This is a genomic window from Aquipuribacter aurantiacus (assembly GCF_051216895.1).
Lineage (GTDB): Bacteria > Actinomycetota > Actinomycetes > Actinomycetales > JBBAYJ01 > Aquipuribacter.
Genome location: NZ_JBPKAO010000008.1, coordinates 26,077 through 40,913 on the forward strand (window position 1 = coordinate 26,077; position 14,837 = coordinate 40,913).

At 74.2% G+C, this 14,837-nt stretch carries 12 protein-coding genes; 7 read left to right on the plus strand and 5 right to left on the minus strand.

The genetic code is table 11. The features are described from left to right. Window positions 1-94: 94 nt before the first annotated feature. Both pflB and pflA read left to right on the plus strand, forming a co-directional pair. Entirely contained in the window at window positions 95-2,365 is a 2,271-nt protein-coding gene (pflB, locus tag ACR80Q_RS11840; RefSeq protein WP_435377823.1) for a formate C-acetyltransferase, read from the plus strand. Further along, window positions 2,362-3,198: a pyruvate formate-lyase-activating protein gene (gene pflA / locus ACR80Q_RS11845; RefSeq protein WP_435377824.1), complete on the plus strand. Its 837-nt coding sequence runs from the start codon at window positions 2,362-2,364 to the stop codon at window positions 3,196-3,198. The genes pflB and pflA overlap by 4 nt, the downstream gene beginning before the upstream one ends. Before the next feature lie 13 nt (window positions 3,199-3,211). Here the strand turns inward: pflA and ACR80Q_RS11850 are convergent, their stop codons facing one another. Then, the gene (locus tag ACR80Q_RS11850; RefSeq protein ID WP_435377826.1) at window positions 3,212-3,790 is read right to left on the minus strand and encodes a DUF3267 domain-containing protein; all 579 of its coding nucleotides are present in this window, start codon (window positions 3,788-3,790) and stop codon (window positions 3,212-3,214) included. 144 nt (window positions 3,791-3,934) lie between these two features. On the opposite strand from ACR80Q_RS11850, the gene ACR80Q_RS11855 reads away from it, so the two are divergent. Further along, complete coding sequence (locus ACR80Q_RS11855; protein ID WP_435377827.1) at window positions 3,935-5,017, plus strand: NAD(P)-binding domain-containing protein; 1,083 nt, start codon at window positions 3,935-3,937, stop codon at window positions 5,015-5,017. Window positions 5,018-5,235: 218 nt separating this feature from the next. On the opposite strand, the gene ACR80Q_RS11860 is transcribed toward ACR80Q_RS11855, so the two are convergent. Then, on the minus strand, window positions 5,236-6,669 hold the full coding sequence (locus ACR80Q_RS11860; protein WP_435377828.1) for an MFS transporter: 1,434 nt from the start codon (window positions 6,667-6,669) through the stop codon (window positions 5,236-5,238). A gap of 142 nt (window positions 6,670-6,811) precedes the next feature. Between ACR80Q_RS11860 and ACR80Q_RS11865 the strand changes: the two genes are divergently transcribed. Both ACR80Q_RS11865 and ACR80Q_RS11870 read left to right on the plus strand, forming a co-directional pair. Continuing rightward, window positions 6,812-7,099 (plus strand): DUF1905 domain-containing protein, encoded by a 288-nt coding sequence (locus ACR80Q_RS11865; RefSeq protein WP_435377829.1) that lies wholly within the window; start codon window positions 6,812-6,814, stop codon window positions 7,097-7,099. Window positions 7,100-7,163: 64 nt separating this feature from the next. Beyond that, window positions 7,164-8,978 (plus strand): SpoIIE family protein phosphatase, encoded by a 1,815-nt coding sequence (locus ACR80Q_RS11870; protein ID WP_435377831.1) that lies wholly within the window; start codon window positions 7,164-7,166, stop codon window positions 8,976-8,978. Window positions 8,979-9,050: 72 nt separating this feature from the next. Here ACR80Q_RS11870 and ACR80Q_RS11875 read toward each other — a convergent pair whose 3' ends face one another. Beyond that, complete coding sequence (locus tag ACR80Q_RS11875) at window positions 9,051-10,232, minus strand: AAA family ATPase (RefSeq protein ID WP_435377832.1); 1,182 nt, start codon at window positions 10,230-10,232, stop codon at window positions 9,051-9,053. Between the two features lie 217 nt (window positions 10,233-10,449). Between ACR80Q_RS11875 and ACR80Q_RS11880 the strand changes: the two genes are divergently transcribed. Beyond that, a complete protein-coding gene (locus ACR80Q_RS11880) occupies window positions 10,450-11,028 on the plus strand; it encodes an HdeD family acid-resistance protein (protein WP_435377833.1) in 579 nt (192 codons plus the stop codon). 88 nt (window positions 11,029-11,116) lie between these two features. On the opposite strand, the gene ACR80Q_RS11885 is transcribed toward ACR80Q_RS11880, so the two are convergent. Both ACR80Q_RS11885 and ACR80Q_RS11890 read right to left on the minus strand, forming a co-directional pair. Continuing rightward, on the minus strand, window positions 11,117-12,535 hold the full coding sequence (locus ACR80Q_RS11885) for a DUF2252 domain-containing protein (RefSeq protein ID WP_435377834.1): 1,419 nt from the start codon (window positions 12,533-12,535) through the stop codon (window positions 11,117-11,119). Beyond that, on the minus strand, window positions 12,532-14,196 hold the full coding sequence (locus tag ACR80Q_RS11890) for an alpha-amylase family glycosyl hydrolase (RefSeq protein ID WP_435377835.1): 1,665 nt from the start codon (window positions 14,194-14,196) through the stop codon (window positions 12,532-12,534). Before ACR80Q_RS11890 ends, ACR80Q_RS11885 begins: the two co-directional genes overlap by 4 nt. A 56-nt stretch (window positions 14,197-14,252) precedes the next feature. Here ACR80Q_RS11890 and ACR80Q_RS11895 point away from each other — a divergent pair, with 56 nt between their 5' ends. Further along, window positions 14,253-14,771, plus strand: a complete 519-nt coding sequence (locus tag ACR80Q_RS11895) for a metallophosphoesterase family protein (RefSeq protein ID WP_435377836.1) — start codon at window positions 14,253-14,255, stop codon at window positions 14,769-14,771. The last annotated feature ends 66 nt before the right edge of the window (window positions 14,772-14,837 follow it).

Consider the following 14,837-nt stretch of genomic DNA (forward strand, 5'->3'; position numbering starts at 1 on the left):
CGACCGGGCCCTAGGTCCCAGGTCCGGGCCTCCGAACGGTGGCAGCGTGGGGGGCACGGTCGGACTCACACCCCCGGCCGCCCTGGAGGATCACGTGCGGACCGACGACCGGCTGGCCGACCCCACCACCACCCCCGCACCGGACCCCTGGCGGGGCTTCCGGGGACAGGCGTGGCGGGACGGCATCGACACCCGCGCCTTCGTCCAGGACAACTGCACCCCCTACGAGGGTGACGCGTCGTTCCTGAGCGGTCCGACCGAGCGGACCCGGGGCGTGTGGGCCCGCCTCACCGCCTTGTTCCCCGCCGAGCGCGAGCGCGGGGTGCTCGACGTGGACGCCCTCACCCCGTCGACCATCACCTCCCACGCCCCGGGGTACATCGACCGGGACGCCGAGCTGGTCGTCGGCCTGCAGACCGACGCCCCGCTCAAGCGCGCGATCATGCCCAACGGCGGCTGGCGCATCGTGGAGAAGAGCCTCGAGACCTACGGCTACGCGGTCGACCCCCAGCTGCGCACCATCTTCACGACCTACCGCAAGACCCACAACGACGGGGTGTTCGACGCCTACACCGCCGACGTCCTGGCGGCCCGTCGCTCGCACCTGATCACGGGGCTGCCCGACTCCTACGGCCGGGGCCGCATCATCGGCGACTACCGGAGGGTGGCGCTGTACGGCGTCGACCGGCTCGTCGCGGACAAGACCCTGGTCAAGGCCTCGTTGGACGCGCTGCCGTCCTCGGCCGACGTCATCCGCGACCGGGAGGAGCTGGCCGAGCAGATCAAGGCGCTGCACGAGCTGCGCACCATGGCCGCGACCTACGGCGTCGACGTGTCGCGCCCCGCCGCGACCGGGCACGAGGCCGTCCAGTGGCTGTACCTCGCGTACCTGGGCGCGGTGAAGGAGCAGAACGGCGCCGCCATGTCGCTGGGGCGCACGTCGACGTTCCTGGACTGCTACCTGCAGCGCGACCTCGCCGAGGGCCGGATCGACGAGCAGCGGGCGCAGGAGCTGATCGACGACCTCGTCATCAAGCTGCGCATCGTCCGGTTCCTGCGCACGCCGGAGTACGACGCCCTGTTCTCGGGCGACCCGACGTGGGTCACGGAGTCCATCGGCGGGATGGGAGCGGACGGGCGCACGCTGGTGACCCGTTCGTCGTTCCGGTTCCTGCAGACCCTGCTGAACCTGGGCCCGGCGCCCGAGCCGAACCTGACCGTGCTCTGGTCGCCGAGCCTGCCCAAGGGCTTCAAGGACTTCGCCGCGCACGTGTCCATCGCCACCAGCAGCATCCAGTACGAGTCCGACGACCTGATGCGCGACCGCACCGGCGACGACACCGCGATCGCGTGCTGCGTGTCGGCGATGGCCGTCGGCAAGCAGATGCAGTTCTTCGGCGCGCGCGTCAACCTGGCCAAGACGCTGCTGTACGCCATCAACGGCGGCCGCGACGAGGTCTCCGGGGTGCAGGTGACGCCGGCCACGGCGCCGGTGAGCGGGGAGTACCTGGACTACGAGGACGTGCTGGCCCGCCTGGACACCCAGATGGACTGGCTCGCCAAGACCTACGTCGACGCCCTCAACGTCATCCACTACATGCACGACAAGTACGCCTACGAGCGCCTGGAGATGGCGCTGCACGACCACCCCGTGCAGCGGACGATGGCGATGGGGATCGCCGGGCTGGCCGTGACCACCGACAGCCTGTCGGCCATCCGCGACGCCCGCGTCAAGGTGGTCCGCGACGACACCGGCCTGGTCGTCGACTACGAGCTCGAGGGGACCTACCCGGCCTTCGGCAACAACGACGAGCGGGTCGACGAGATCGCGGTCCGGCTGGTGGAGCAGTTCATGGCCAAGGTCCGCCGGCACCCGACCTACCGCGACGCGGTGCACACCCAGTCGGTGCTGACCATCACGTCCAACGTCGTGTACGGCAAGGCCACGGGCAGCACCCCGGACGGCCGGCGGGACGGCGAGCCGTTCTCCCCCGGCGCCAACCCCATGACCGGGCGGGACCGCCACGGGTTCGTGGCCTCGGCGCTGTCGGTGGCGCGGCTGCCCTACGACTCCGCCCGGGACGGCATCTCGCTGACCAGCAACCTGGTGCCGAGCGTGCTGGGCAAGACGCCCACCGAGCAGGTCGACAACCTGACGGGCCTGCTGGACGGGTACTTCGACGCCGGCGGGTTCCACGTCAACGTCAACGTGCTCGACCGAGCGACCCTGCTCGACGCTATGGAGCACCCGGAGAACTACCCCCAGCTGACCATCCGGGTGTCCGGCTACGCGGTCAACTTCGTCCGCCTCACCCGCGAGCAGCAGCTGGACGTGGTCCACCGCACCTTCCACGGCGCCCTGTGACGGCCGGGGGGCGGACGACGCTGCTGCCGATCAGCCCGGTGCGGGAGCTCCACGGGGGCTCCCGCGCGGACCTGGAGGCCGAGCTGGCCGAGGAGGGCGACCCGGAGATCGGGTACTACCACTCCTACGAGATCACCGGGGCGGTCAACGGGCCGGGCATCCGGTTCACGTTGTTCCTGTCCGGCTGCCCGCTGCGCTGCCAGTACTGCCAGAACCCCGACATGTGGACGATGCGCAACGGCCGTCCGGTCACCGTGGGGCGGATGCTGGACGAGATCGGGAAGTACGCTCGGTTCGTCACCACGGCCCACGGCGGGATCACCGTCAGCGGCGGCGAGCCGCTGCTGCAGATCCGCTTCCTGGAGACCCTGCTGCGTCGCTGCAAGGAGGAGTTCGGCCTGCACACCGCCGTCGACACCTCCGGGTTCCTGGGCGACCGGGCGAGCGAGGCGTTCCTCGACGACGTCGACCTGGTGCTGCTGGACATCAAGTCCGGCAACCCGGAGACGTACCGGCTGCTGACCGGGGCCGAGCTGGAGCCCACCCTGCGCTTCGCGCGGCGGCTGTCGGAGCGGGGCAGCCGCACCTGGGTGCGCTACGTGCTGGTGCCCGGGCTCACGGACGACGAGGCCGACGTGGAGGCGGTGGCGGCGTTCACCGGGACGATGCAGGGCGTGGAGCGGGTCGAGGTGCTCCCGTTCCACAACCTGGGGGCGGCCAAGTGGGCCGAGCTGCGGCTGCGCTACCAGCTGGGCGACGTGCGGCCCCCCTCGGACGAGCTCGTCGCGCGGGTCGAGGGGCAGTTCCGCGCCCACGGCCTCACGGTGCTCTGAGAGGGCGACGGGTTCAGGCGGTCGTCACCCACACCGTGGTCCGGCGACCGTCGTCGCGGACCAACGCGTCCTGCGGCACCCCGAGGACGGCCCTTACCAGCACGACGTCACCCGCCGATCCCGCCAGGTTGAGGACGGTGAGGACGTACAGGGTGAGGAACCAGTCGGCGGGGGCGAGGAGGATCGCGACGAGCAGCACGAGGCCCCACACGACGGCCGGGGCGAGCGCGACCCTGATGTAGGTCGACCGGCTGAGGTAGGCGTCGCTGCCGGTGCTCAGGTACGGGAACCGGACGGCGAAGCTCGGACCGGAGTCCGACAGCAGCCGCAACGCGGCGCCGTGCGTCAGCTCGTGCAGCACCATGTAGACGCCGCAGGCGACCAGCGTGACCACCCACGTCATCGCGGTGCCCCAGCCGGTGGCGAAGGAGAGGTCGGCGACAGCGGCCACCCCCACCATGACGCCCACGACGAGCAGGAAGACCGCCTGGGTGGCGACCGCCGCCCGGCCCCGCCTCAGGTCCAGCGAGCGGTGCAGGCGGTACCCGGACGGTGGGACGGCGGGTCGGACGGTGACGTGGGGCGCCTTCATGACCCGAGTCTTCGCCGCCACGGCCGGCCGCGCGAGGGACCTAGGTCCCCGCGCCGGGGGCCGGTCCGTCGGGGGCGGGCCTCCTGGCACGCCCGCGACCGCCCCCCGGGGATGAGGCGCCGCCCGGCGGTGGTTGACGCCGGCATGGACCTGACGCCGCACGACGTGGACGTGGTGGTCGTGGGCGCCGGGCAGGCGGGCCTCGCGAGTGCCTACCACCTGCGCCGGCGTGGCCTGGAGCCCGACCGCGGGTACGTCGTCCTCGACGCCAACCCCGGTCCGGGCGGAGCCTGGCGGCACCGCTGGCCCTCCCTCACCCTGGGCGACGCGCACGGCATCCACGACCTGCCGGGTCTCCCGCTGGGCACCCCCGACCCGACGGTGCCCGCCTCGCAGGTGGTGGCCGACTACTACGGCAGGTACGAGTCCACGTTCGACCTGCCGGTCCGGCGCCCGGTGAGGGTCACGTCGGTCACCTCGCCCGACGGCCCCGACGGTCGTCTCGCTGTCGACACCGACCACGGCCGGTGGCGCGCCCGCGCCCTCGTCAGCGCCACCGGCACCTGGGACCGCCCGTACTGGCCCCACTACCCCGGGCGCGAGCGGTTCGCCGGGCGTCAGCTGCACACCCGCGACTTCCGTGCCGCGGAGGAGTTCCGCGGCCGGCACGTCGTCGTGGTCGGCGCCGGCACGTCCGCGGTGCAGTTCCTGCTGCAGCTGGCCGACGCCGGCGCGAGCACGACGTGGGTCACCCGACGTCCGCCTCGCTTCGTCGACCGGCCGTTCGACGCCGAGTGGGGGCGCGACGTGGAACGACGGGTCCGCGAGCGCGTCGAGTCCGGCCTGCCGCCGCTGAGCGTGGTGTCGGCCACCGGCCTGCCCGCCACCGAGGAGTACCGGCGCGGCATCGCCGCCGGGGTGCTGGTGGCGCAGCCCATGTTCACCCGGGTCACCGAGCACGGGGTGGTCATGCCCGACGGGTCCGAGCAGCCGGCGGACGTCATCCTGTGGGCCACCGGGTTCCGGCCTGCGGTCGACCACCTGACCTCGTTGCGGCTGCGCGAGCCCGGCGGCGGCATCACCCTGGACGGCACGACGGTGGTCAAGGACCCCCGCGTCCAGCTGGCCGGCTACGGGCCGGGCGCGTCGACGCTCGGCGCCACCCGGACCGGTCGGGCGGCCGCGCTCGCCGCGCTGCGCTCGGTCGGGGACCGCGCCGCGGCCTGAGTCCCGAGCTGTGGGGGACGCCCGGCCCGGGCCCGCAGCCTCACGAGCAGGCCCACGAAATCGGTCGACTGTTCGAGTCGACCACCTGACCAAGATCAGCGGTGCTCGCCCCGGGCGCGACCCGGCAGGGTTCGGAACCACAGCGGCACGGCTCCACCACCGGGGCGGGCACGTCAGGGCCGGGCGCATCAGGGCCGGGCGCATCAGGGCCGGGCGCATCAGGGCCGGGGGCGTCCGGGCCGGGCGGCGACGCCCGCGTCGGAGCGCCAGTCCAGGACCGCGATCACCAGCGCCAGCAGCACCACCGTCACGGCCCCGGCGAGCGCGACCGCCACGGCGGTGCCGGCGTCGCGACCGGCGAGCACCAGGTAGAACAGCCCCGGCAGCAGCGCCGTGCCGATGGCCCCGCCGACCCGCTGCCCGGTCTGCAGGGTGCCGCTGGCCACGCCGCCCGCGGCGACGGGCACGTTCGCCAGCGTCATCGTCGTGTTGGGCGAGATGACGAACCCCCCGCCCAGCCCGGCCAGCAGCAGGGCCGGGGCCACCCACCAGCCGGCCGCACCGTCGGGGGCCAGCAGCAGCACGACCGCGGCGGCGCTCATGCCCAGCGCCACCACGGTGAGCCCGTAGACGGTCAGCACCCGGCCGTAGCGCGGCACCAGCCGACCGGCCACCACCGCGGTCACCACCGACCCGACCGAGAACGCCGTGACCGACAGCCCCGACTGCAGCGGGGTGTAGCCCAGGCTGTCCTGGAAGTACAGGGCGAAGACGATGAAGATCCCGCTGAACCCCATGAAGTACACCGTGGCCAGGCCGACGCCGGCGGCGTAGCCCGGTGTGCTGCGCAGCAGCCGCGGGTCCAGCAGGGGCGCCCCGCCGCGGGCGACGACCCGGTGCTCCCAGCGCACGAACAACCAGGCGAGCACCGCGGCCGCCGGGAACAGCCACCAGTAGCGCTGCAGACCGCCCGCCTCGGCCGACACCAGCGGGAACAGCGCGCAGAACGTCGCCAGGCCGAGCAGGCCCGTTCCCACCAGGTCGAGCTGCACGCGGCCGGTCTGGGAGTCCCGGGGCAGCAGGCGCAGCGCGAGGACCAGGGCCAGCAGACCGATGGGCACGTTGACGTAGAAGATCCAGCGCCAGCCGTCCGCGCCGGGGGCCAGCGCGAGGATGCCGCCACCGACCAGGGGCCCCACGGCCGTGGCCAGCCCCACCGTGCCGCCGAAGAACCCGAACGCGCGGCCCCGCTCCGGGCCGCGGAACAGCTGCTGGATGAGCCCGGTGTTCTGCGGGGTCAGCACCCCGCCGGCCAGGCCCTGCAGCAGCCGGGCGGCGATCAGCCACTCGATGGTCGGCGCGAGCCCGGCGAGCACGCTGCACGCGACGAACGCGGTCAGGCCCACGACGAACATCCGGCGTCGACCCCACGCGTCGCCCAGCCGTCCGCCGGTGACCAGGGCGAGCGCGAACGTCAGCGAGTACCCGGACACCACCCACTGCACCATCGACGCCGACGTGTCCAGGTCGCGTCGCAGCGACGGCAGCGCTACCGCGACGATGGTCACGTCCAGGAGCACGATGAACCCGGCGGCCAGGGTGACGGTGAGCGCGCGCCACCGCCGGGGGTCCGTGCCACCGGCCTCGGTCACAGGTGCCTGCCTCGAGGCCGCTGACGTCACGCCCCAGGATCGGCGGGGACACCGCGGGGGCACAACTCGGCGACCGGCCGGGGGGCGGTGGGTGCCGCCGAGGGCCGGACCGGTTGTCCGACCCGGGTCCTAGCCTGGCCAGGTGCACCTGCAGCTGACCGGAGCCGTGTGGTTCTGGCGCGGACCGGCCCCGTTCCACTTCGTCACCGTGCCCGCGGACGTGAGCGCCACGATCAAGGCCGCCTCGGGCCTGGTGACCTACGGCTGGGGCATGATCCCGGCCGAGGTCAGCATCGGGTCGACCACCTGGACCACGTCGCTGTGGCCCAAGGACGGCGGCTACGTGGTGCCGCTGAAGGACGTCGTGCGCCGGGCGGAGGGCATCGAGGTCGACGACACCGTCACGGTGCACCTGAGCATCGCCGTCTGAGCCGGCGCGGGCCGTCTGTGGCGAAGGTATTCCGACACGCCGGGACGCTGGCAGACTCGCCCGGGTGCAGTTGTCTGGGGCCACGGGCGCCGAGGGGTCGAGCGTCCGGCCCTACGAGGTGCCGGCCGTGGTCCTCGACCCCGCTCGGCTCGCCGCGGTGCGGGGCACCGGGCTGCTGGACGCCACCGACGTCGGCCCCCTGGACCACCTGACCACGCTGGCCTCGACGCTGCTGGGCGCCCCGCTCGCGTTCCTGACCATCGTCGACGACGAGCGCTCCTACTGGGCCTCGTGCGTCGGGGTCACCGACGGGACCCGGCAGAACACGGTCGAGGAGTCGTTCTGCCAGTACGTGGTCGTCGACGCCGCCCCGTTCGTCGTCAGCGACGCCAGCACCCACCCCCGCACCAGGGACAACCCGTCGGTGCACAGCATGGGCGTCCGGGCCTGGGCCGGGTACCCCGTGACGCACCCCGACGGGCACACCCTGGGCAGCTTCTGCGTGGTCGACACCGTGACCAGGAGCTGGTCGGACTCGCAGCTGAACACGCTGCAGGTCCTGGCGGAGGCCGCGTCGGCGCACGTGGCGGTGATGAGCGAGGCCCTCGCCCAGCAGCAGGCGCGCGCCGAGCGTGACGTCGTGGCGGCCGCCGAGCACGGCCTGGCCCGGATGGCCGGCGTCGCGCTGCTCCTGGGTTCGGTCGAGTCCGCCGGCGAGCTGGCCCGGATCGTGCTCAACCAGGGCCTGCCCGCGCTGGGCGCCTCCGGCGGGGTGATGCTGGTCCGCGCCGACCACGGGAGCGAGGTGCGCGTGGTCGACGGCGCCGGCGAGGTCGTCGGGACCGGGGCCCTGTCCGACGACACCCGCCTGCCCGGCCTGCACACCGCCCGCACCGGCGAACCGGTCGTCCTGTCCCGCCCGCAGGCCCGCGAGGCCTTCGCGCCGTCGATGGGCGAGCTGTACGAGCGCACCGGCGGGGGCGCCTGGGCGTTCACGCCGATGCGCGTCGGCGCCCGCGTGATCGGCGCCGTCGGTGCCGCCGTGGCCGACGTCGAGCACTTCCCGACCTCCGGGCTGCAGGTGCTGGACGGCTTCTCGGCGCTGTGCGCGCAGACCCTGGACCGGCTGCAGCGGCAGGAGCAGCAGCGCACCACCAACCGTGCGCTGGCCCACATGTCGGAGACCCTCCAGCGCAGCCTGCTGTCCCAGCCCGTCGACCCGCCGGGGCTGACCATCGCCGTCCGCTACGAGCCGGCGTCGCACGCCGCCCAGGTCGGTGGCGACTGGTACGACACCTTCGTCGCAGCCAACGGCCGGACCACGCTGGCCATCGGTGACATCAGCGGGCACGACTCCATGGCGGCGGCCGCGATGGGGCAGGTCCGCAACCTGGTCCGCGGGCTGTCGTTCAACAGCGGCGACGGTCCGGCCGAGCTGCTCAGCTGCCTGGACGTGGCCCTGCGCGGGCTCGACCTGGACACCCTGGCCACCGCGGCGCTGGCCCACGTCGACGACCACCCCGGCGGCCGCCAGCTGCGGTGGTCGAACGCCGGTCACCTGCCGCCCCTGCTGCGCGGTCCCGACGGCACCGTCCAGGTCCTCGGCGGGACCGTCGACCTCATGCTGGGCGTCGACCCCAGCACCAGTCGGTGCACCCACGCCGTCGACGTGACGCCCGGCTCGACCCTGCTGCTGTACACCGACGGTCTCGTCGAGCGGCGCGGTGAGTCCCTTGAGGACGGCATCGAGCGGCTCCGGGCGCTCTTCGCCGCCGTGGGCGAGCGGCACCCCGACGACGTCTGCGACGCGCTCCTGGGCGCCGACCGGGCCGACAGCCGCCGGGACGACACCGCGCTGCTGACCGTCCGCTTCGACTAGGCGACGACCCGACGGCGTCGCGGCCGCGGTTCGACAGCGGGTCGCGGACGCGGCTCGTGGGCCCCACGGGGGTCAGCGGCCGGGCCAGTGCCACGGCGGCTCGTCGAGGCGGCCCTGGCCCGCCACGACGGTGCGGCCGGTGTCCTTGACCAGCTCGACGTCGGTGGCACCCACCGACCCGCCCGCGTCCGCCACGGCCCGGCGCAGGGCCTCGGAGTGCGTGACCACGACGGTCTGGGTCCTCTCGGCCGCCCGCGCCACCAGCCGTCCCAGCGCCGGGACCAGGTCCGGGTGCAGGCTCGTCTCCGGCTCGTTGAGGACGAACAGCCGGGGCGGGCGCGGGGTCAGCAGGGCGGCGACCCAGAGCAGGTACCGCAGGGTGCCGTCGGACAGCTCCCCGGCCGACAGCGGTCGCAGCAGCCCGTGCTGGCGCAACCGCACCCCGAGGTGACCGTCGTCGGTCGGCACCACCTGCACCCGGCTGCCGGGGAACGCCTGCTCGACGGCGTCGGCCACGGCGGCCCCGTGGCCCAGCTCGTCGATGGTCTGCAGCGCCGAGGGCAGGTCGGAGCCGTCGTCGGCCATTACGGGGGTGAAGGTTCCCGGGCACGAGCTGCGGGCCGGGGCGGCCGCGTCGGTGCGGAACGCGTCGTAGAAGCGCCAGGACCGGACCTGCTCGCGCACGGCCAGCACCTCCGGCGCGGTGCGGGCGTCGGCGACCTCGCTGAGGACGCTGTCCTGCGGCGCGAGCCTGCGACCGGAGTCGACCCAGCGGTCGTCGGCGTCACGCCAGTGCACCGCCTGGCCCCGACGTTCGGTCAGCAACGACGCCGGGCGCAGCACCGGCCCCGACCAGACGGCCTCGCGCTTGATCTGCGGGTCGTGGGAGAACAACGTCGGCAGCCCGTCGGGCGCGGGCAGGCCGAAGTCGACGGCGTAGCCGTACTCGTCGCCGGCGAACCCCACGCGCACGGCCACCGGCCCCCGTCTCACCGTCCCCTCGACCGGGTGCTCGCCGCGACGGACGGCCTCGGTCAGGGTCTCCGGACCGGCCCACAGCACCGACGGCAGCCCGCCCTCGCCCGACAGCGCGGCGACCGCCCCGCCCCGGCTGGTCGCCGCCAGCAGGCGCAGCACCCGGTACAGGCTCGTCTTGCCGGTGCCGTTGGCGCCGGTCACCACCGTCAACGGGGCCAGCGGCAGCACCACACGGTGCAGCGACCGGTACCCCTCCACCGCCAGGACCCTCAGCACCCCGGCACCCTAACGAGCACCCCGGACACGACCCTCGGGCCGGCGACCGGGCCGCGAGCAGCCCCAGCCCCAGCCCGTTGGCCTCGGCGTTGGTGCCCACCGGGCGCACGCTGCTTCACCCGTCAGGGATGACGCCGCGCGGGGTCCGCGCTGCGACGGTCGTGGGTCCGCACCACCCCGGGCACAGCCGCCCCGCCGCACCACCCAGGAGGTCATCATGAGCAGCCTCACCCTCGAGCAGCGGCGTACGCCCTGGGACGTCGTCCTGGGACTCGTCCTGGTCCTCGCCGGGTTGGTCGTCCTCGGCAACACCGTCGTCGCGACGGCGTTCTCGGTCGCCGTGCTCGGCTGGTTCACCCTGCTCACCGGCGCCGTGCTGCTGGTGTCGGCGCTGTTCCGGATCGGCAAGGAGGGCTTCTGGTCGGTGGCGCTGGGTGGTGGGCTGCTGCTGGTCCTCGGCATCGTCATGCTCCGCAACCCGACCGCCACCGCCCTCACCATCACGCTCGTGGCCGGGTCCATGTTCCTGGCCACCGGGCTCACCCGGATCGTGGTGGCGTTCTCGCACCCGCAGGGAAGGGTCGTGCTCCTGTTCAGCGGGCTGATCTCGGTGGCGCTGGGCGTCATGGTGCTGTTCAACCTGGTGACGGCCACGCTCACCCTGCTCGGGGTCCTGATCGGCGTGCAGGCGGTGGTGGAGGGCGTCACGATCATCGCCCTCGGTCGGCTGCGTCCGGTCCGCGACGCCTCGCCCGGCACCACCGCCGGGAGGGGCGAGCGCGAGGTGTCGTCCTGACGGCCCGGGCACGACCCTGACCGGGACCGAGCGCCGCCTGGCCCGGAGACCGCCGCCACCTTGCGCCGGACCGGCGGCGGAGGGCGGGTCAGACGCCGGTCTCGCAGGGCAGGCGGCCGGCCTTGACGGCGGCGCCGACGGCGGCGTGGTCGGCCTCCACCTGGTCGGCGTAGGCGACGGCCCACCGGGTGACGGCGTCGTCGAAGGTCTCGGCGTTGCCCAGGTAGGCCGCGACGACCGGGCAGGCCGGGCTCTGGGCGTGGGCCCGGGCCAGCAGCGTCCCGCACAGCCCGGCGTACGCCTGGAACAGGGACGCCGACAGGCCCCGGGTGTCGACGGAACCCTTCATGTCGCGCAGCTGACGCCAGTAGAAGTCGAGGGCCCGCCCGCCGGGGACCTCGTCGGCGCTGACGCCGGACCAGCCCAGGAACGGGTCGGACTGGGCCTGCAGCACCCGCTGGGCAGCCACCACCCGCCGCCCGTCGCGACCCACGCCCGGGGTGGTGCGACCGATGGGCAGGTCGTAGGGCTGCTTGCCATAGGTCGCCAGCACCGACGGCTGCGCCTGCTTGACCTGCAGGAACAGCGGCTCGTCGGACGGCCCCTGGCACAGCAGCAGCAGGCACCGGGTGCCCACCGACCCGACCCCGACCACCCGCAGCACGTGGTCGACCGGGCGCATCTGGGACAGCAGCAGCTGGACGTCCTGCCGGGTGCTGCGGCGGTAGCGGGCGTAGTGCTCGGCCATGTCCTCGTGGCTGACCTGCGGCACCCGGCGGGTCAGCGGCGGGTCCTCCCGGATCCGGGTCCGGCCGTCGGCGTCCACCACCCCGAGCCGACCGAGCACCTGCTCCGAGGTGCGCCGGCGCGCGCGGGCGGCGTGCGACTGCAGCAGCTTGCGCCCGTCGCCCTTGGCCCGCTCGACCAACCAGTCCGCCTCGACCTGGAACCAGAACCGCTCGACGACGCTGCGCGAGGCCAGCGCCCGCAGGGTCTCCCGGTAGCTGCGAACCGCGGCGCCGGTGGCCTCCTTGCCCACGGCCTCGGGCAGGCCCGCGTCGCGGCCCGCGACCACGACGCTGCCCGCGAGCCGCTTGACGTCCCACTCCCACGGCGCGGTCCAGGCCTCGTCGAAGTCGTTGAGGTCGAACAGCAGCCGCCGCTCGGGCGAGGCGAACAGCCCGAAGTTGGCGACGTGGGCGTCACCGCAGGCGACCACCCGCCGCCCGGTGTCCGGGCCGGCCGTCAGGTCGTGGGCCATCACGGCGGCGCTGCCGCGGTACATCGCGAACGGCGACTCGAGCATCCGGCCGATGCGCACCCCGACCAGGTCCGGCAGCCGGTCCGCGTTCTGCTGCTCCAGCACCGCCACCGGGTCGCGCTCGGGCAGCCGCAGCGCGGCGTGGTCGGAGCGGCGCAGCGTTCCGCGCAGCGACCGCCCGAGCGTGGCCGCGTCGCGACCGGCCAGGTCGGTGCTGCCCGTGGTCGTGGGGACCGCGCGGGTCATGAGCCCAGCTCCCACACCCCGTGGCCGAACCCGGCCACGCGGAGCCGACCGTCCCCCAGCTCCACGCCCTCGCCCAGCAGGAGCCGCGCGCCCCGGGCGCGCGCCACGTCCAGGTCCAGCGCCACCTCCTGCCGCGTCGGGTTGAGCGCCACCAGGTGCGTCCCGCCCCGCAGGTACACCAGCGGGTGGCCCGCGTGCAGCACCTCGGTGCTCGGGCCGACGCGCAGGGCGGCGACCTCGCGGCGCAGGGCCAGCAGCCGGCGCACCAGGTGCAGCAGCGAGCCCGGGTCCGCGCGCTGGCTCGCGACGTCCGGCCGGTCGGGGCGGTCGTCGACCGGCAGGTACAGCCGCTCCGGCGCGGCGTCGGAGAACCCGGCGTTGGCACCGGTGCCCCACTGCATGGGGGTGCGGGCCCCGGCGCGGTTGTACGTCGGGTGGCAGATGCTGCCCTCGACGTCGGGCAGGCCCGGCAGGTACCGCATCCCGATCTCGTCGCCGTAGTAGATCGACGGCACCGTCCCCCAGGTCAGCAGGAAGGTGAACACCGCCCCGAGCTCGGCCGCGGTGCGGGGCCCGCAGACCAGCCGCGAGAAGTCGTGGTCGGAGGAGGCCAGCAGCAGCGGCCGACCGGGGTCGTGGCTCTGGTGCTCGGTCCACCCCCGCAGGAAGAGGTCCAGGGACCCGCCGCCGTCCGCGTCGAACCAGCAGTCCGTCCCCGGGGACCAGGGCAGGGTGCCCGCGCCCCCGTTGTTGAGCAGCGACGCGTGCAGGGCGTGGATGACCAGCGCGAAGTCGGCGTCGTAGGCCAGCGGCCGACCCGTGCGGGGCTCCATGCCCTCCGGGACGAGCACGGCGTCCGGGTGGGCGGTGTCGAGCCAGGCCCGGACCTCGCGCCAGACCTCGGTGGACGCGGCCTGCGAGACGTCCCCGTCGAAGTCCTTCACCAACGAGAACGCCATGTCGACGCGGAAGCCCGCGACCCCTCGGGAGAGCCAGAAGTCCATGATCTCGACCAGGGCGTCGCGGTTGCGGCGGGGTCCCGGCGCCTCGACCGGGTCCTGCCAGGGCTCCTCGGCGTCCACCCAGCCGAAGTTGAGGGCCGGCTGCTCGTCGTAGAAGTTCTTGAGGTACCAGCCCGGCCGAGGTCCCGGCGAGCGGACCCAGGCGGGGATGCCGGGGTTGTCGTCCTCCCAGTGACGGTCGGGCTCGTCGCTGCGCCAGACGTACCGGTCGCCGTCGGGGCCCGGCCCGTCGGACGCCAGCTCCGCCTGGAACCACGGGTGCTCGACCGACGTGTGACCCACCACCAGGTCCAGCACCACCCGGATGCCGCGCTCCCGGGCCGCCTCGACCAAGGCCACCATGTCCTCGTTCGTGCCGTACCGCGGGGCGATGCGCAGGTAGTCGGCGACGTCGTAGCCCGCGTCGTGGAACGGGGACGCGAAGCAGGGGTTGAACCAGATGACGTCGACGCCGAGCCACTGCAGGTGGTCCAGGTGGGCGATCACCCCGGGCAGGTCGCCGATGCCGTCGCCGTCGGAGTCGGCGAAGGACTGCGGGTAGATCTCGTAGACCACGGCGTCCGACAGCCAGGTGGTCCGGGAGGGGCCGGTCGTACGGGCAGGTCCGGTCGGGTCGGTGGGTGCGGCGTGGTCGGTCATCCCTGATCCTCTCGCGCCACCGCGACGACGACGCACGGGCACGCGACAGTGGTGCCGTGCAGCTGCTCCTCATCGCCGACACCCACCTGCCCCGACGCGCCCGCGACCTGCCGACCCAGGTGTGGGACGCCGTCGAGACCGCCGACGTCGTCGTCCACGCCGGCGACTGGGTCGAGCCCGAGCTGCTGGACCGGCTCGAGGCCCGGGCCGCCCAGCTGGTCGGGGTGTTCGGCAACAACGACGGCGACGAGCTGCGGCGCCGCCTGCCCGAGGTGGCCCGCGTCGACCTGGCCGGGGTGCGTCTGGCGGTGGTCCACGAGACCGGCGCGGCCGGCGGGCGCGAGGCACGCTGCGACGCGCTCCACGGCCCGCGCTCGCCGCAGCCGGCCGACGTGCTGGTGTTCGGGCACAGCCACATCCCCTGGGACACCACCACCGCGTCCGGGCTCCGGCTGCTCAACCCGGGCTCGCCCACCGACCGCCGTCGCCAGCCGTACTGCACCTACGTCGCGGCCGCCGTGGTCGACGGCAGCCTGGCCGACGTCACCCTGCACCGGCTGCCGCCCCGCACCTGACGCGGGACCTACGTCCCTGTCCGCACCGCTCGGCCCGGGGCAGGCTCGGGACGAGCGGGGCGACGA

Coding starts and splice junctions, on each gene's coding strand:
- ACR80Q_RS11855 (WP_435377827.1), top strand. CDS start 3,935: ATGGACCTGACGCCGCACGACGTGGACGTGGTGGTCGTGGGCGCCGGG.
- ACR80Q_RS11885 (WP_435377834.1), bottom strand. CDS start 12,535: ATGACCCGCGCGGTCCCCACGACCACGGGCAGCACCGACCTGGCCGGT.
- ACR80Q_RS11850 (WP_435377826.1), bottom strand. CDS start 3,790: ATGAAGGCGCCCCACGTCACCGTCCGACCCGCCGTCCCACCGTCCGGG.
- ACR80Q_RS11890 (WP_435377835.1), bottom strand. CDS start 14,196: ATGACCGACCACGCCGCACCCACCGACCCGACCGGACCTGCCCGTACG.
- ACR80Q_RS11880 (WP_435377833.1), top strand. CDS start 10,450: ATGAGCAGCCTCACCCTCGAGCAGCGGCGTACGCCCTGGGACGTCGTC.